Genomic DNA, 16,560 nt, shown 5'->3' with positions numbered 1-16,560 from the left:
ACGTCGTGATAGCGGAGCTATCGGGGCGTTTCGGCAACGCCGCGAGGTGCCGTGCCAGGCGCCGCACCCCCGGCCATGATCCACCAGACACCCCCCAGCCCTTGGCGTCCAGCTCGGAAACTTGCCGATTGTCCAGGTCACCGGAGGCATAGGAATCCTCGGCCCTGGTCAACTCGTCCCGATGGCCGAGGAAGCCGGCCAGGAAGACCGACGAGCTCGCACCCGGCACGAGGGTGCCATCGACATCGAAGAACACGACGCCCGCATGATCAGATGAAGACACCGACCAAGGATGACAGCACCACGCGACCCGAATTACGGGAGCGCATCGCGGAGTTGCCCAGAATCACGAGGATCCGGCCGGCTCGCCCGACGACTGCGGCTGAGAACGGCCCCGCCCGGCACCGACCCCCGGCCGCACCTGACGCGGCCGCGCTGGTCCGCCGCAACGGCTGCCCCTCCGGCCGCCGTGGCCGACCTGCTCCAGCGCCGCGGGAGTCAGGGCCTCCGCGGACGGCCACGACGACAGAAGTACTCCGACTCCCTTTCCCGAGCGGCCAGTTGGGCACGCCGCTCACCTCACGCGGAAATATTGGCCTAGACCCTTGACCGGTCGCTGGTCCAGACCAATCATGGGGCGTCCGCACCCTTCTCACACCCCCGTCGGAGAGCCCCGATGAGACGTCCGAGATCCGTCCGCGCCCTGCTCGCCACGCTCAGCACCGTCGCCGCGTCCGCCGGCCTCGTCATCGGGACGGGCGGCGCGGCGCACGCCGCGACTCCGCTCCCGGCCCATGTCTTCGCGCCCTACTTCGAGGCGTACTCCTCGGACAGCCCCGCCGACCTGGCGCAGAAGTCGGGCGCCAAGTACCTGACCATGGCGTTCGTGCAGACCGAGACCAAGGGCTCCTGCACCCCGTACTGGAACGGCTCGACCGAGCAGCCGATCTCGTCGTCCGTGTTCGGCGCCGACATCTCCACCATCCGCTCGCGCGGTGGCGACGTCATCCCGTCCTTCGGCGGATACGCGGCCGACAACGGCGGCACCGAGATCGCCGACAGCTGCGCCTCCGTGGATTCGATCGCCGCCGCGTACGAGAAGGTCATCACCACCTACGACCTCTCGCGGCTCGACATGGACATCGAGGACAACTCGCTGACCAACAAGGCCGGCATCGACCGCCGCAACCAGGCGATCAAGAAGGTGCAGGACTGGGCGGCGGCCAACGGGCGCTCGGTGCAGATCTCCTACACCCTGCCCACCACCACGGGTGGTCTCGCCGACAGCGGGCTCGCGGTGCTCAAGAGCGCGGTCAAGTACGGCGCGAAGGTCGACGTCGTGAACCTCATGACCTTCGACTACTACGACGGCGCCACCCACAACATGGCCAACGACACCCAGAGCGCGGCCACCGGTCTCTACAACCAGCTGAACACCCTCTACCCGGGCCGTACCTCCGCCCAGCTGTGGGGCATGGTCGGCGTCACCGAGATGCCGGGCATCGACGACTACGGGCCGGCCGAGACGTTCACCACCGCGGACGCGACCGCCGTCTACAACTGGGCCGTCTCCAAGGGCATCAACACGCTGTCCTTCTGGGCCCTCCAGCGCGACAACGGCGGCTGCCCGGGCACCGGCGGCTCGGACACCTGCTCCGGCATCGCCCAGGACACGTGGTACTTCAGCCACACCTTCGAGCCCTTCACCGGCGGCGGCGGGCCCGTCCAGGACGACTTCTCGGTGGGTGTCACACCCGGCTCGGCCTCCGTCGCACCCGGCGGCTCCACCACCGCCACGGTGAGCACGGCCGTGACGTCGGGCAACGCCAAGTCCCTCGCCCTGACCGCCACCGGCGCCCCGGCAGGCGTGACGGCGACGCTCAGCCCGAGCTCCGTCACCGCGGGCGCCTCGGCGCAGCTCACGGTTGCCGCTTCGGCCTCCGCGGCGCCGGGCACGTACCCGATCACCGTGACGGGCACAGCCGGTACGCTCACCCACTCGACCACCTTCACCCTCACCGTGTCGGGCCCGGGCGGCACCACCGGCGCGCTGGTCAACGGCGGCTTCGAAAGCGGCTCGCTCGCCCCGTGGACCTGTGAGAGCGGCGCCTCCGTGGTGTCGAGCCCGGCGCACGGCGGTTCGTACGCCCTGAAGACCGCGCCCACCTCAGCGACGACCGGCGAGTGCGCGCAGACGCTCACCCTGGCCCCCAACACCCAGTACACGCTGAGTGGTTGGGTGCAGGGCAGTTACGCCTACCTCGGGGTACGGGGCGGCGCCACGGGGAGCGCCTGGACCAACTCCAGCGGCTGGAGCAAGCTCAGCGTGCCGTTCACCACGGGCGCCTCGGGCACCGTGACCGTCTACCTGCACGGATGGTACGGCCAGGGTGCGGTGTACGGGGACGACCTCTCGGTGGCCTAGCCAACCGGTCGGCGACGCGTACGAGGTGCACGCAGGGGCGCGCACCCGGGGGCACCCGGGGGCGCGCCCCTTCGCCCGCTCGCCCCTTCGCCTCAACGCCCCTGCACCCGCTCGCCCCTTCGCCCCCTCGCCTCAGCGCCCCGCCCTCCGCGCCTTCCTCGTCGCCCGCAGCCACTCCTTGTTCATGGCCGCGATCGACGGGAGCGGGATGCCCTTGGGGCAGGCCGTCGCGCACTCCCCCGTCAGGGTGCAGCCACCGAAGCCCTCGGCGTCCATCTGCCCGACCATGTCCAGGACCCGTGTCTCACGTTCGGGCGCGCCCTGGGGCAGCACATTGAGATGGTTGATCTTCGCGGAGGTGAACAGCATCGCCGAGCCGTTGGGGCAGGCCGCCACGCAGGCGCCGCAGCCGATGCACTCGGCGTGCTCGAAGGCGAAGTCCGCGTCGGGCTTGGGCACCGGGGTGGCGTGCGCGTCGGGGGCGGCGCCGGTCGGCACACTGATGTATCCGCCCGCCTGGATGATCCGGTCGAAGGCCGAGCGGTCCACCACCAGGTCCTTCACCACCGGGAACGCCGATGCGCGCCACGGCTCGACATCGATGGTGTCGCCGTCCCTGAACGAACGCATGTGGAGCTGGCAGGCGGTGGTCCTCTCGGGGCCGTGGGCGTCGCCGTTGATGACGAGTGAGCAGGCGCCGCAGATGCCTTCGCGGCAGTCGTGATCGAAGGCGATGGGCTCCTCGCCCTTGACGATGAGCTCTTCGTTCAGGGTGTCGAGCATTTCGAGGAAGGACATGTCCGTCGAGATGTCGTCGATGTCGTAAGTGGCCATGTTTCCGGCAGAGTTGGCGTTCTTCTGGCGCCAGACGCGCAGGGTGAGCTTCATGCGTAGCTCCGCTGAGTGGGGTGGACGTACTCGAAGACGAGGTCTTCCTTGTGCAGGACGGGCGCGGCGCCGATGCCGGTGAACTCCCAGGCGGCGGCGTACGAGAACTCCGCGTCACGCCGTTCGGCCTCGCCGCCGGAGGTCTGGGACTCCTCGCGGAAATGACCGCCGCAGGATTCGGCGCGGTGCAGGGCGTCGAGGCACATGAGCTCGGCGAGTTCCAGGTAGTCGACGATCCGGTTGGCCTTCTCCAAGGACTGGTTGAACTCCTCGCCGCTGCCCGGCACCTTGATGCGGCGCCAGAACTCCGCACGGATCTGCGGAATCCGGTCGAGCGCCTTGCGGAGTCCCGCCTCGGTGCGGGCCATCCCGCAGTACTCCCACATGAGTTCGCCGATCTCACGGTGGAAGGAGTCGGGCGTGCGGTCGCCGTCGACCGCCAGGAGGAGGTGGAGGCGGTCCTCGGTCTCGGCGACGGCCTCGGCGACCGCCGGGTGTGCGTCGGTGACGGGTTCCTGGTGCGGGTTGCGGGCCAGGTAGTCGTTGATCGTGGCGGGCAGGACGAAGTATCCGTCGGCGAGACCCTGCATCAGGGCGGAGGCGCCGAGACGGTTGGCGCCGTGGTCGGAGAAGTTGGCCTCGCCGATGGCGAAAAGACCGGGGATCGTGGTCTGGAGGTCGTAGTCGACCCAGAGGCCGCCCATCGTGTAGTGCACGGCCGGGTAGATCCGCATCGGTGTGCTGTACGGGTCCTCGGCGGTGATCCGCGCGTACATGTCGAAGAGGTTGCCGTACTTCGCCTCCACGGCCGCGCGGCCCATCCGCGCGATGGCGTCGGCGAAGTCGAGGTAGACGCCCTCCCGTCGCCCGCCACCGCCCTCGGCCGAGGAGCCTTCGGCTCCGCCCCTCCCGTCCTGGCCACCGGGTCCGACCCCGCGCCCCTCGTCGCAGACGTGCTTGGCGGCGCGCGAGGCGATGTCGCGCGGCACGAGGTTGCCGAAGGCGGGGTAGATGCGCTCCAGGTAGTAGTCGCGCTCGTCCTCGGGGATCTCGCCCGGCGGACGGGCGTCGCCCTTGGTCTTCGGCACCCAGATACGGCCGTCGTTGCGCAGCGACTCGCTCATCAGGGTGAGCTTGGACTGGTGCTCGCCGGTGCGCGGGATGCAGGTCGGATGGATCTGGGTGTAGCAGGGGTTCGCGAAGTAGGCGCCGCGCCGGTGAGCCCGCCAGATCGCGGTGGCGTTGGAGTTCATGGCGTTGGTGGAGAGGTAGAAGACGTTGCCGTAGCCCCCGCTCGCGAGCACCACGGCGTCCGCGAAGTACGTGTCGATCTTGCCGGTGACGAGGTCGCGGGCCACGATGCCGCGCGCCTTGCCGTCCACCACGATCAGGTCGAGCATTTCGGTGCGAGGGTGCAACTCCACGTTCCCCGCGGCGATTTGGCGCGACAGTGCCTGGTAGGCGCCGAGCAGGAGCTGCTGGCCCGTCTGGCCGCGGGCGTAGAAGGTGCGCGAGACCTGGACGCCGCCGAAGGAGCGGGTGTCGAGGAGTCCGCCGTACTCACGGGCGAAGGGGACGCCCTGGGCCACACACTGGTCGATGATCTCGACGGAGATCTGGGCGAGGCGGTGCACATTGGATTCGCGGGAGCGGAAGTCGCCGCCCTTGACGGTGTCGTAGAAGAGCCGGTGGACGGAGTCGCCGTCGTTGCGGTAGTTCTTCGCGGCGTTGATGCCGCCCTGCGCGGCGATCGAGTGGGCTCGGCGCGGCGAGTCCTGGAAGCAGAACTGGACGACGTGGTAGCCCTGTTCGGCGAGGGTGGCGCCCGCCGCGCCGCCGGCCAGGCCGGTGCCGACCACGATGACGGTGCGGCCCCGGCGGTTGGCCGGGTTGACCAGCTTGGCCTCGAAGCGGCGGGTGTCCCAGCGCCCGGCGATCGGCCCCTGCGGCGCCCGGCCGTCGGCGATCGGGTCGCCCAGTGTGAAGTCGGTGTACGAGGTCATGTCAGCTCACCACTCCGGTCATGACGGCTACGGGTACGGAGACGAATCCGGCGAAGAGCAGCAGCGCGAGGGCACGGGCGAGCGCCTTCAGGATCCGGTTCCTGGTGGCGTTGCCCACCCCGAGGGTCTGCGCGGCGCTCCAGAGCCCGTGCTGGACGTGCAGGGCGAGCGCGGCCACCGCCACGATGTAGATCGCGTTCCCGTACCAGGTCGAGAAGGTGTCCACGATGTTCTGGTAGGGGTGGCCGGGCCGGAAGCCGGAGTGCACGGTGCCCGTCGTGAGGTCCAGGATGTGCCACACGATGAACAGGGCGAGGATCACGCCGCCCCAGCGCATCGTGCGCGTCGCGTAGCTCGCCCTGGCCCGCTTGTGGACGTAACCGCCGGGCCGCGCCCGGATGTCGCGGCGGCTCAGCTGGTAGGCGCAGACGGCGTGGCCCACGACGGCGGCGACCAGCACCACGCGGATGAGCCACAGCGCCCACTCGTAGTGCAGGAAGGGCTCGCCCATCGTGCGCAGCCAGTGCGCGTAGGAGTCGAACTGGCCGGCCCCGAAGAAGATCTTCAGGTTGCCCATCATGTGGGCGACCAGGTAGGACAGCATGATCAGGCCGCTCACCGCCATGATCGTCTTCTTGCCGAGGGTCGAGTCCCACAGTGTGCGCGTCATGGACGGCCGTTGGTCCGTCCGCGTTGCCAGAGCCATGTGATTGACGCTAGGGGCGAAGGGCCCAAGAGGTCCAAGACATGGTTGGGCTCATCTCCATAGGAATGCCCTATCGTAGGGGTATGCAGTTCCAGCAGCTCCTCTACTTCGTGGCCGTCGCCGAGACCCGGCACTTCACCCGGGCCGCCGAGCGTGTGCACGTCTCTCAGCCCTCCCTCTCCCAGCAGATCAAGGCGCTGGAGAACGAGCTGGGCGCCGAGCTGTTCAGCCGCGCCCGGGGCAATATCGCGCTCACCGACGCGGGCGATGCGCTGCTGCCACTGGCCCGGCGCATCCTGGCGGACGCGGACACCGCCCGGATCGAGGTGCAGGAGCTGGCGCAGTTGCGGCGCGGCCGGGTGCGGCTCGGTGCGACCCCGAGCCTGTGCACGGGGCTCCTGCCGGACGTGCTGCGCGCCTTCCACGACCGCCACCCCGGCATCCAGCTCCTCATCGAGGAGGGCGGCTCACACGATCTCGTACGTGAACTGGCGCGCGGCGCACTGGACTTGGCCCTCATCGTGCTGCCCCTCCCGGCCGGTTCGCCCGCTCTCACCACGATCGAACTGCTCCAGGAGGACCTGGTGGTCGTCTCCTCGACCGCCGAGGCCGCGCCGGGGTCGCACTCCTGCGTGCGCATCGCCGATCTGCGCGATGCGCCGCTCGTGATGTTCCGGCACGGCTACGACCTGCGGGAGCTGACGGTGGCCGCGTGCCGGGCCGAGGGCTTCGAGCCGGCGTTCACCGTGGAGGGCGGCGAGATGGACGCGGTGCTCGGCTTCGTACGGGCCGGGCTCGGGCTCGCCGTGGTGCCGAGCATGGTGGCGGCGCGGGCCGGGGACCTGCGGGTGACCCCGCTGGCCCGTCCCGGCCTGCGCCGCACGATCGCGCTCGCCCACCGCAGCGACGTCGACCCGCCGCGTGCGGCGCGGGAGTTGCAGCGCCTGCTGCTCAGCATCGGGACGGGGCGACGTGAAGGGGGCTGACCTGTTCCGCGGGCGGGGGGCCGGGGCGCGCCGGCCCCGGTCCCCCGCCCCGCGAGATCACACCGCGTCGATGAGCGCCAGGGAGTGGATGCGGTCCGGCGCCCCGGGCCGCGCGTAGTACCAGCCCTGGGCCGTGTCGCAGCCCAGCTCCTTCAGCTGCTCGGCCTGCGCGCCCGTCTCCACGCCCTCCACCGTCACGGCCAGCGACAGGCTGTGGGCCAGCGCCACGATCCCCTCGACGATCTTGATGTCGACGGGGTCGGCGGGCAGCTGCTGCATGGACTGGGTGAAGGACCGGTCCAGCTTGAGCACGCTCACCGGGAGCCTGCGCAGGTTGGCCAGGTTGGAGTAGCCCGTTCCGAAGTCGTCGAGGGCTATGTCCACGCCCATGTCGGCGAGCTGACGCAGCGGCTTGAGAAGGTCGTCGTCGGCGCCGATCAGCGCGGACTCGGTGACTTCGAGGCAGAGCGCGCCGGGGGCGAGCCCCGTGCGCTCCAGCATCTCCACGGTGTCGGCCACCAGTCCCGGATGGTAGAGCTGGGTCGGCGACAGGTTGACGTTGATGCGCAGCGGGCCGCCGTCGGTGGCGCCGGGGTGGGCCTCCTGCCAGGCCCTGGCCTGGCGCACCGACTCCTGCATCACCCAGCGCCCGAGCGGCACGATGAGGCCGGTGTGTTCGGCGAGCGGGATGAAACGGTCCGGGCCGAGCACGCCGTGCTGCGGATGCGACCAGCGGACCAGCGCCTCGGCGCCGTGCACACTGCCGTCGCCGAGGTGCACGAGCGGCTGGTACTCGATGAAGAACTCGCCGCGCTCCAGGGCGGCGGGCAGCGCGTTGGTGAGCCCGTGCCGGGTGATGGCGCGGGCGTCGGCCTCGGCGTCGGCGAACTCGAAGCGGTTGCCGCCCGCCGATTTCGCCCGGTACATCGTGATGTCGGCGCTGCGCAGCACCTCGGCGGCGCTGCGCTCGCCGGCGGGCCCCTCGACCACGCCGATCGAGCCCCGCACGGTCAGCTCCCGGCCCTCGATGCGGATCGGGGTGGCGAGGGTGCTCAGGATCCGTGAGGCGAGCTCGTCCGCCTCGAACGCGGTGTCGGGGCCCGTGGTGAGCGCCACGAACTCGTCGCCGCCGAGCCGGGCCACCATCTCGCCGGGCCCGGTCGCGCAGCTCTGGAGCCGGTCGGCGACCTCGACCAGGAGCCGGTCGCCCGCCGAGTGGCCGAGGCTGTCGTTGACCGCCTTGAACCCGTCGAGGTCCAGGTAGCAGAGCCCGAACCGTTTGCCGTCGCCCGGCGCGAGCGCCTTCTCCAGGCGTTCGAAGAACAGGGTGCGGTTGGGCAGTCCGGTGAGCGCGTCGTGGGTGGCCTCGTAGCGCAGCCGCAGATTGAGCAGCCGTCGCTCGGTGGTGTCCTCCATCAGCGCGAGCTGGTATTTGGGGCGGCCCTCGGCGTCACGCAGCAGCGAAACGGTGAGGTTGGTCCACAGGACCGTGCCGTCGCCCCGGTAGTAGGGCTTCTCGACCCGGTAGTGGTCGCGCTCGCCCCGCACGAGTTCCCCGTACAGGCGCCACACCTGCGGGGCGTCCTCGGGGTGCACCCACTCGCTGACGTTGCGGCTGCGGATCTGGCCCTCGATGCCGCCGAACATCCGGGTGAGGGTTTCGTTGACCTCCAGGACCCGGCCTTCCAGGTCCGCGATGCCGATGCCGATCGCGGCGCCCTCGAAGACGGCGCGAAAGCGCGTCTCGGTGGTGTGCAGGGCTTCGAGGGCCGCGCTGCGCGCCGACATCGCCGAGCGTGCGATGGCTTCCTGCTCGGACCGGGTGCGTTCGCGCAGGGCCCCGGCGAAACCGGCCGCGAGGGCGTGCTGGAGCCGGGCACAGCGGGCCCGCGCCTCTTCGGCGGAGAGCGCGTCGCCCGTGCCGCAGTACAGGACGAGGTAGGACTCGACGACGCCGAGGGTGCGGCTGAGGGCGTCCGGGTCGGTGCAGTGCGCGGCGACCAGGGCGGCTCCCGCCTCGTGGGCGGGGGCCGGGTCGAAGTGGCGTCCGTGCAGGGCGTGGATGAGACGACGGGCCAGCGGCACCAGGTGCTGCTCGAACTCGGGCCGGGTCAGCGAGGTCGCCGTCACCGGGAAGATCGCCCGGCTCCAGATCGTCGCGAACCGTCTGAGCCGGTCTTCGGGGCTGTCCGGCGCCATGTCCGGAGCCGGCGCCGGGGGCGGGGTGCTCACGCCTTGCGCCCCACGCCGGCAAAGCCCGAGAAGGCGTACGGATCTTCCTGGTCGGTGTCGTTCTCGGGCCGCCACAGCGGCATCGAGACCAGGCCGGGCTCGACCATCGTGAACCCGTCGAAGAATCCGGCGACTTCCTCGCGGGAGCGCATGACCAGCGGGTTCTTGATGTTGCGGTAGACGCCCACCGTGCCGCCGGCCTCTTCCTCGCTGAGCGGGATGCCCTCGTAGGACGCGTGGGTGAGCACGAGCAGGCTGCCCGGGGCGAGTGCGTCGCGCAGCTCGGCGACCGCCGCGCGGGGGTCGTCCTGGTCCTCGACGAAGTGCAGCACGGCCACCAGGAGCAGCGCCACCGGCCGTGACAGGTCGAGGAGTTGGTTCAGTTCGGGAGCGCACAGGATGTCCTGCGGCTTGCGCAGATCGGCCGCCGTGATCGCGGCCTGGTCGTTGCCCTCAAGGACGGCGCGGCTGTGGGCGACGGCGACCGGGTCGTGATCGACGTACAGGACGCGGGCCCCGGGGCTGGCCGCGTGGGCGACTTCGTGAACATTTCCGAAGGTCGGGATTCCGGATCCGATGTCCAGGAATTGCGTGATGCCCTCATCGACGGCGAAGCGCACGGCGCGCCGCATGAAAGCGCGGTTGGCCTGCATGACCTTGGGAAGCCCCGGCATGAACCGCATGGCCTCGCGGGCCGCTTCCCGGTCCACCTCGAAATTGTGCGAACCGCCCAGGTAGTAGTCGTATATGCGGGACACGCTCGGCACCGAGATGTCGATGCCCTGGGGGGCCCAGGCGGGACGCTCCATCAATGTCTCCAACAAGTCGCCGCAGGAGGCCATGACCATGACCATTGTTTGCGCCTGAGGCTACTGATCGTCCGCCGGGAGAGCGAGTAAAAACGGAAAATGCTCGTCCGTTCTTGGTCACAGGCCGAGGGCATGTGCGCCGTATCGTACGGGCAGACACGGCGAGGCACGCAATCGTACCGGTGGGTGGACACACGCGTGGGCCCGGCGCCGCGCGGGGGTCGCGGTGCCGGGCCGACGGGGTTGCGCCCAGGGCTACTTGGGCGCGCCGACGAGCTTGCCCTGGGGGGAGACGGCGTACCAGGTGCCGCCCGCGCCCTGGCCGTTGGTGTCGCCGGGCTTGGTGTCGCCGGAGAACGTGTAGACGGGCCAGCAGGTGATGGACTGCTGCTTGACGCCGTCGGGCCGGTCGAAGGTCACGAAACCCTTGAGCGCGATGCCCTTGGTGTTGTCCTTCTCGACGGGCGCCACCACCGGCCACTTCTGGAGACAGGCGCCGGTGCAGGCCGACTTCATGGGCCAGGCCGAGTCCTTCTTGAACCGGTAGACGGTCATGCCGCGGGCGTCGACGATGACGTCGCCGAGCTTGGCGTCCTTGCGGACGGAGAGGCCCGGCAGCGCCTCGGTGGCGGCCGGCGCGGCCGCCGCCGCTGATGCCTTCTTGCCGTCGGGCGCCGCGGCGTGCCAAGTGCCGCCCACGTTCTGCCCGTTGGTGTCGCCGGGGTTGGTGTCCTTGGCATAGCGGTACATCGGCCAGCCGCCGATGGTGAGCTGCTTGGTGCCGTCCGCGCGGGTGACCGAGCCGAGCTTGGACTGGTCGGTGCCCGCCGGCGCGGTGACGCCGTCGGCGGGCACCGCGGGCCAGGTCTTCGCGCAGTCGCCGTCGCACTTCGATGCGGGGGGACTCGCGGTGTCCTTGTCGAAGCGGTAGAGCGTGAACCCGGCGCTGTCGGTGACGACCTTGCCCAGGTCCTTGCTGTCGGTGACCGTCAGCTGTCCGGCCTGTTTCGCCGCGGACACCGCGCCGCCCGCCTGCCCGTATCCGCCGCTCGACCCGTAGCCGCTGCCGGTGGGCTGCTGGGCGGCGCCGGCGTTGGCGACCGGCTGTCCGTTGCCACTCGCGTAGCCGCTGCCCTTGTCCTGGCCGCAGCCCGTCGCAGTCACCGCCAGTACTGTTGCCGCCGCTGCCGCGAGCGCTGCGCTGCGCCAGGTGCTCATGTCAACTCCCGTTGTCCGTAAGGCTGTTGAGGCGCCGGTGGCACCGGTTACTGGCCCTAAGTACGGGCGGCGGGCGACGGTGCGTTCAACGCGGGCCCAGGAATTTTCCGAACGGACCCGAACAGCTGGTCAACGCGACGGACACAAAGCGCCGCTAACTCCTTCCTTCAGGCGAATCGATTCGACGGCCCCCCTGCTGCGGGCCCGGCGGCCCGATGATCACTGCGTGCAAGGACGACACCTCGCCGGGCGGCTGCTCGCCGCCACGGCCTTCACCGTGCTGCTGGCCGCGCCGGCGCCGCCCGCGCGGGCCGACGCCTGTGCGTACGCGTCCGTATCGCAGGGCAGCGGGGGCGGATCGCCCTGGGCGGTGGCGGGCTCGGGCCATGCCCACTGCCCCTTCCCGCCCTGGCCGCACCCCAGGCCCACACACACCCGGGTGCCCACGCCGCCACCGCCGCCGACACCCCCGCCGCCGCCTCCACCGGCCCCGCCCGCGCCCCGCCCCACCCCGCCGTCGCACCCCGCGCCGCCCGCCCCGGCGCCTCCTCCGGTGGTGCACCGGCCCGCCGTGCCGCCCGTGCCGCCCCCGCCGCCCCGGGCGCCGGTGGCGCCCCCGGTTCCGCCCCCGCCCGGCGCCTCGCCGCGCCCCGGGCCGCCGGCCGCGCAGCGGATCGTCCTGCGCGCCTACCGGATGCCGCCGCGCAAGAAGCCCGCGCCGCGGCTCTCCCCCGTCACCCTCACGCTGCTCATCACCGCGCCCGCCGTGCTCGGCGCGGCACTGCTGCGCACCCGCTCCGGCTCCCGCTCGCGCTGAGCCCCGCATTCCTGAGAGGCCCCCCTTGTCCGACTGGCTCGTCCTGGTCATCGCGATGGCCGCCGCCTGCGCGGTCGTCCTCACCATCACCCTGTTCAGCAACCGCCGCGTCGACCCGGAGAACGACGACCCCTCCGGCACTCCGGACGTCATCGAGTACATGACGATGATGATCGGCGTGGTGTACGCCATCGTCCTCGGCCTCGCCATCGCCGGCGTGTGGGAGGGCCGCGGGGCCGCCCAGGCGGACGTACAGCAGGAGGCCCAGGCGCTGCACGAGATCAGCCAGCGCGTCCAGGTGTACCCGGCCGAGGTGCGCGAGCGGACCCGGGCGGACGTCGAGGCGTACGCGTCCTACGTGGTGCACACCGAGTGGAGCCACATGGCCAAGCACGGCGACCTCACCGACGAGGGCGCGCAGAAACTGGAGAAGATCCGCCGCGACGTGACGGACTACCACCCCGCGAACGACTTCGAGGCGCAGGCCTACCAGCCGCTGATCGACCAGGTCGGGGCCGTGGACGCCGCCCGGACCGCCCGCGGGCAGGGGGCGGGCGCCACCATGCCGGGGGTCGTCTGGTTCGGCCTGATCACCGGGGCCCTGGTCACCGTCGGCCTGATCTTCACCCTTCAGATCAGGCGCACCTGGCGGGAACTGCTGCTGGCCGGCCTCTTCAGCGCCCTCATCGCCTTCCTGCTCTTCCTGATCTGGGACTTCGACGCCCCCTTCGGACGGGGCATCTCCGCGACGGCGGGCCCCTTCCTCGACCTGTTCCCCGGCATCGGCTGACCCGCCGAGGGCTGCGTCACCGCCCGACACCCCACCCCCCGACACCCCACCCCTGACGCCGAGCCCCTGACACCGCGCCGCCCGGCGCGGTGTCCGCTGGGCCCGGTGTCCGCTGGGCCCAGTGTCCGCTCGGCGCGGTGTCCGCTCGGCCGGGTGGGGGACCTCGATGCCCCATTCGCCGGACACCGATCGCGACACGCCGCGCCGCCTCCTAGCGTTCCGGGCATCGAGGTGCATTGACCCCTTATGTGGAATCGGTTCCGCAGCTGCTCCTCGGGGACCGGAGGATTGACCATGGGCGCGATACGCATCGCATCCGTCGCACTGATCGGCGCCGGCGCGCTCGCGCTCGCCCCGTCCACGGCCGTGGCGGCCAACGGCAGCGCCAACGCGAACCCCGGAACGCCCGCCTTCAGCGTGACCCCGTCGGTGATCGCGCCCGGTGGCCAGGTCACGCTGAACGCCACCAACTGCTCCGGCGATGCGACGGCGACCTCCGGCGTCTTCAACACCGTCACCATCCCCAAGGACAGCTCAAGGAACGCGACGGTCGACTCGGACGCGAAGCGCGGCGCTTCGTACACGGTCACGTTCAACTGCGACGGCGTGCGGGGAACCACGCAGCTGACGATCGCCGGTGGTTCGCCGACCGCCAGCTCCACCACCCGGCCCACCGTCAGCCCCACCGTCCGGACCACCACACCCCCGCTCGGTGTCCGCGGCGGCCTCGGCGGCAGCACGGGCGACGGTCTCGACGTCGTCGAGCTTGCGGTCGGCGCGGCGCTGATCGCGGTGGCGGGCGGCGGCGCGTTCTACGTCCTGCGCAGGCGCTCCGCCGGACGGCAGCACTAGGGGGTGTCTGGTGGATCATGGCCGGGACCAGCCGCGTGTCCGGAACACCCACGTGTCCGGGACACACGCCCGGCCATGGCGGCACGTTTCGCGCTCCCCGCGCCGCCTCCCCCGCTTCCCACCCGGCCGCCACGCCCGTCGTCCCCGAGTCCTGGCCGGGACTCGGGGACGACGGGCCGTGAGGTCCTTCCGGGAGGTTCGTCCGGTCAGACCCCTACGCCTGCGCGGCGCCGACGGGCCACGAACAGCGCGCCGCCGATCGCGGCCGTGCCGACGAGGCCGCCGCCGACCGCCATCTCGGTGCTGGTCGGGCCCGCGGCGCCGCCGAGCCCGCCGTCGGCACCCCGGCCTTCGAGGACCCGGAAGCTGCGCGTCGCGACCCGGTCGTTGTCGTTGCACTTGACCGCGAGGCTGTAGTTGCCCGGCGTCGTGTGGTCGTGGATCCTCGCGGTGGCGAAGCTGAGCTCGCCGCCCCGCGACAGGTAGACCTCGTCGAAGGCGTTCGAGCTGACTCTGCCGCCGTTCGGGCAGCCCCTGACGGTGACCCTCAGGGTGGCGCCCTGGTGGACTTCGGAGGGGTCGACTTCGACACTGGTCGGCCCACCGGACGGCGGCCCCCCTGCGACGGCCATCGGGGCGGCGAACCCGAGCGCGGCGCCGGCCACCAGCGCCACCGTTAGAGCGCGTGAAGCACGCATCGTTGAACCTCCATGGGAGGACGCCCCGAAGCCGTGCTCCGGGATGATCGACGAGTACGCCTCCCACGACGAACCCTCACCGCCGCTCATACAAGCCGCATTTCGGCACTCATCCACCCTGGTGAACGGCGGGCCCCCCGTTCGGCCCCGGAATCTGACGGACCCGCAGGTCACAGACCGTCAGATCAATTTCGCCGGCGTACTACCCGGATGGGTCAGGCCCGGTTGACCGCCACCCGTTCGCCGCCGTCCGATCGCCGGGCGGCCGCCCCGCCCTTACGGTGCTCGAAGGCGCGCTGAGGGTGGACGGCGAAGGAGTTGACGAAGAGACATGGCGCACGAAGAGAGCGGCATGGAGCATCGCAGGCGTTCCCCCTGGGGGGCCCTGGCGTTGGTGATGCTCACCGGCCTGGCACTGTTGCGCAACGGGGCGGACGTGACGATGGGCCCGCCTCAGCCGGCCGCGGCGGCGGCGCTGACCAGCAGCTCGGGGGCCGTGTCCACGCCTCCGCCGGCCGCCGCGGTCGAGCCGCTGCCGTTCGCGCCGGCCTCCCGCGTGCGGATCGACGCGATCAATGTGAACGCGCCGCTCATGGACGTCGGCACCGACGCCCAGGGATGGGTGCAGGCGCCTCCGCCCCAGGACGCGAACCTGGCCGGCTGGTACCAGAACGGCGTGGCCCCGGGCATGCGCGGTACGTCGGTGATCGTCGGCCACGTCGACAACATGAAGGGCCCCGCGGTCTTCTACGGGCTCGGGTCGCTCGACAAGGGCAACCACATCGAGGTGGACCGTTTCGACGGCCGCACCGCGGTGTTCGAGGTGTACGGCGTCGAGGTCTTCGACAAGGCCACCTTCCCGGGCGCCCGCGTGTACGGCGACACCGGGCACCCGGAGCTGCGGGTGATCACGTGTGGCGGCGGCTTCTCCAAGGCCCGTGGGTACGACGGGAACGTGGTGGCCTTCGCGCGCCTGGTGTCCGTCAAGTGACCGTGAGGTGCCCGAGCACGTTCTGACGTGCCCGAGTACGTTCCGGCGTGCCCGAGTACGTTCCGGCGTGCCCGAGCGAGTCTGGAGCGCCCGCGCACGTTCCGGCGTGCCCGAGCGAGTCCTGGAGTGCCCGAGCACGTCCTGACACGTGCCCGGGCAGCCCTGGAGCGGCCGGCACGCCTGCCGGGAGGCCGGGCACGCCTGCCGGGACGCCGTCGGGGGCGGGATCACCTACGACGCGGCGGGACTTTCAACTCGTATCCCTGGGACAGGAGTTGGGGCAGATAGCTGCGCAGGGCCGCCACGCTCTGCGAGCGGTCGCCGCCCGCGTCGTGCGAGAGCACCACGACGCCCGGCGCGGCTCCGTCCATGACCCGGCGGATGATGGTGGGGGTGCCGGGCGTGGTCCAGTCGAGGGTGTCCACGGTCCAGGCGAGTGGCTCCATTCCCATCTCGGCCTGGATCTCGAACACATTGCGGTTCCACGCACCGTACGGCGCGCGGAACCATTGCGGGGGCTCGCCCAGTGTCTGCTCGATGACCTCACTGGTGCGGCCGATCTCGGAGCGGATCACGGCGGGCGCCATCAGGTTGAGCTGCGGGTGGGTCCAGGTGTGGTTGCCGATGACGTGCCCGTCGTCCCGCATCTCGCGCAGCAGGTCCCGGTTGTCGGTGGCCATCTCGCCGCACAGGAAAAACACGGCGCGCACGTCGTGCTCGCGCAGGGTCTTGAGGATGCCCGGCGTGTAGCGCGGGTCGGGGCCGTCGTCGAAGGTGAGCACCATCGAGTGCTCCCCCAGCTGGGGCATGCTCAGGAACGGTCTGGTCCGTACCGGCGGCAGCGCGGTGTGATAGCGCGGTGGGGTGTAGGCGGTCATGGGTTCGAGCCGGTAGGCGCCGGCCCGCGGCCGGGCGGCGGGGGCCTGGGGACCCGCGGCCGGCGCCGCCCGGGTCGGGGCCGTCGGGGTGACGGCGTCCTCGGCGGTGAGCAGGCGTACCGCGGCGGCGGCTCCGAGGCAGGCGGTGATCCGGAGCAGTGTCCGCCGACTGGGGATCATCTGATCCCTTTTCATGACATGCGGCTTTTGTTCGTCATGGCGGCAGGGTAGGGCGTGCCGGCCGTGGCGGGGCCCGCGAAACGTCAG

14 protein-coding genes and 1 pseudogene are annotated in these 16,560 nt (G+C 71.2%); 6 read left to right on the top strand and 9 right to left on the bottom strand.

All coding sequences use genetic code 11. From position 1 onward, the window contains the following. A pseudogene (locus ACGFW5_RS06645) lies at positions 1-283 on the bottom strand (hypothetical protein); the annotation flags it as partial. 393 nt (positions 284-676) lie between these two features. On the opposite strand from ACGFW5_RS06645, the gene ACGFW5_RS06640 reads away from it, so the two are divergent. Beyond that, the gene (locus tag ACGFW5_RS06640) at positions 677-2,425 is read left to right on the top strand and encodes a glycosyl hydrolase family 18 protein (RefSeq protein WP_393833073.1); all 1,749 of its coding nucleotides are present in this window, start codon (positions 677-679) and stop codon (positions 2,423-2,425) included. A gap of 132 nt (positions 2,426-2,557) precedes the next feature. On the opposite strand, the gene ACGFW5_RS06635 is transcribed toward ACGFW5_RS06640, so the two are convergent. Genes ACGFW5_RS06635 through ACGFW5_RS06625 form a run of 3 tightly spaced genes read right to left on the bottom strand, consistent with a single transcriptional unit; the run spans position 2,558 to position 6,022 of the window. Next, positions 2,558-3,313, bottom strand: a complete 756-nt coding sequence (locus ACGFW5_RS06635; protein WP_393833072.1) for a succinate dehydrogenase/fumarate reductase iron-sulfur subunit — start codon at positions 3,311-3,313, stop codon at positions 2,558-2,560. After that, the gene (locus ACGFW5_RS06630; protein WP_393833071.1) at positions 3,310-5,316 is read right to left on the bottom strand and encodes a fumarate reductase/succinate dehydrogenase flavoprotein subunit; all 2,007 of its coding nucleotides are present in this window, start codon (positions 5,314-5,316) and stop codon (positions 3,310-3,312) included. Before ACGFW5_RS06630 ends, ACGFW5_RS06635 begins: the two co-directional genes overlap by 4 nt. A 1-nt stretch (position 5,317) precedes the next feature. Continuing rightward, complete coding sequence (locus tag ACGFW5_RS06625) at positions 5,318-6,022, bottom strand: succinate dehydrogenase cytochrome b subunit (protein WP_393833070.1); 705 nt, start codon at positions 6,020-6,022, stop codon at positions 5,318-5,320. A gap of 83 nt (positions 6,023-6,105) precedes the next feature. Here ACGFW5_RS06625 and ACGFW5_RS06620 point away from each other — a divergent pair, with 83 nt between their 5' ends. After that, on the top strand, positions 6,106-7,008 hold the full coding sequence (locus ACGFW5_RS06620) for a LysR family transcriptional regulator (protein WP_393833069.1): 903 nt from the start codon (positions 6,106-6,108) through the stop codon (positions 7,006-7,008). A 57-nt stretch (positions 7,009-7,065) separates the two neighbouring features. On the opposite strand, the gene ACGFW5_RS06615 is transcribed toward ACGFW5_RS06620, so the two are convergent. The 3 genes from ACGFW5_RS06615 to ACGFW5_RS06605 all read right to left on the bottom strand — a co-directional run bounded on the left by ACGFW5_RS06615 (position 7,066) and on the right by ACGFW5_RS06605 (position 11,267). Next, complete coding sequence (locus ACGFW5_RS06615; protein WP_393833091.1) at positions 7,066-9,207, bottom strand: putative bifunctional diguanylate cyclase/phosphodiesterase; 2,142 nt, start codon at positions 9,205-9,207, stop codon at positions 7,066-7,068. A gap of 29 nt (positions 9,208-9,236) precedes the next feature. Further along, on the bottom strand, positions 9,237-10,049 hold the full coding sequence (locus tag ACGFW5_RS06610) for an SAM-dependent methyltransferase (protein WP_393833090.1): 813 nt from the start codon (positions 10,047-10,049) through the stop codon (positions 9,237-9,239). Between the two features lie 255 nt (positions 10,050-10,304). Next, positions 10,305-11,267 (bottom strand): SCO0930 family lipoprotein, encoded by a 963-nt coding sequence (locus tag ACGFW5_RS06605; protein WP_393833068.1) that lies wholly within the window; start codon positions 11,265-11,267, stop codon positions 10,305-10,307. Positions 11,268-11,493: 226 nt separating this feature from the next. Between ACGFW5_RS06605 and ACGFW5_RS06600 the strand changes: the two genes are divergently transcribed. The 3 genes from ACGFW5_RS06600 (at position 11,494) to ACGFW5_RS06590 (ending at position 13,726) form a co-directional block, all read left to right on the top strand. Next, positions 11,494-12,084 carry a hypothetical protein gene (locus tag ACGFW5_RS06600; RefSeq protein WP_393833067.1) on the top strand — a complete coding sequence of 197 codons (591 nt, stop codon included), beginning with the start codon at positions 11,494-11,496 and terminating at the stop codon, positions 12,082-12,084. A gap of 25 nt (positions 12,085-12,109) precedes the next feature. After that, a complete protein-coding gene (locus tag ACGFW5_RS06595) occupies positions 12,110-12,874 on the top strand; it encodes a hypothetical protein (protein WP_393833066.1) in 765 nt (254 codons plus the stop codon). Positions 12,875-13,168: 294 nt separating this feature from the next. After that, on the top strand, positions 13,169-13,726 hold the full coding sequence (locus ACGFW5_RS06590; RefSeq protein ID WP_393833065.1) for a hypothetical protein: 558 nt from the start codon (positions 13,169-13,171) through the stop codon (positions 13,724-13,726). Between the two features lie 206 nt (positions 13,727-13,932). On the opposite strand, the gene ACGFW5_RS06585 is transcribed toward ACGFW5_RS06590, so the two are convergent. Then, complete coding sequence (locus tag ACGFW5_RS06585) at positions 13,933-14,424, bottom strand: hypothetical protein (protein ID WP_393833064.1); 492 nt, start codon at positions 14,422-14,424, stop codon at positions 13,933-13,935. A gap of 331 nt (positions 14,425-14,755) precedes the next feature. Here ACGFW5_RS06585 and ACGFW5_RS06580 point away from each other — a divergent pair, with 331 nt between their 5' ends. Further along, positions 14,756-15,415 carry a class F sortase gene (locus ACGFW5_RS06580; protein ID WP_393833063.1) on the top strand — a complete coding sequence of 220 codons (660 nt, stop codon included), beginning with the start codon at positions 14,756-14,758 and terminating at the stop codon, positions 15,413-15,415. 227 nt (positions 15,416-15,642) lie between these two features. Here ACGFW5_RS06580 and ACGFW5_RS06575 read toward each other — a convergent pair whose 3' ends face one another. Then, a complete protein-coding gene (locus tag ACGFW5_RS06575; RefSeq protein WP_393833062.1) occupies positions 15,643-16,488 on the bottom strand; it encodes a polysaccharide deacetylase family protein in 846 nt (281 codons plus the stop codon). Positions 16,489-16,560 lie beyond the last annotated feature (72 nt).

Source organism: Streptomyces sp. NPDC048416, from assembly GCF_043200435.1.
Taxonomy (GTDB): domain Bacteria; phylum Actinomycetota; class Actinomycetes; order Streptomycetales; family Streptomycetaceae; genus Streptomyces.
The sequence above is the reverse complement of the archived record's forward strand: the minus strand, read 5'-3'. Positions and strand labels throughout refer to the sequence as shown.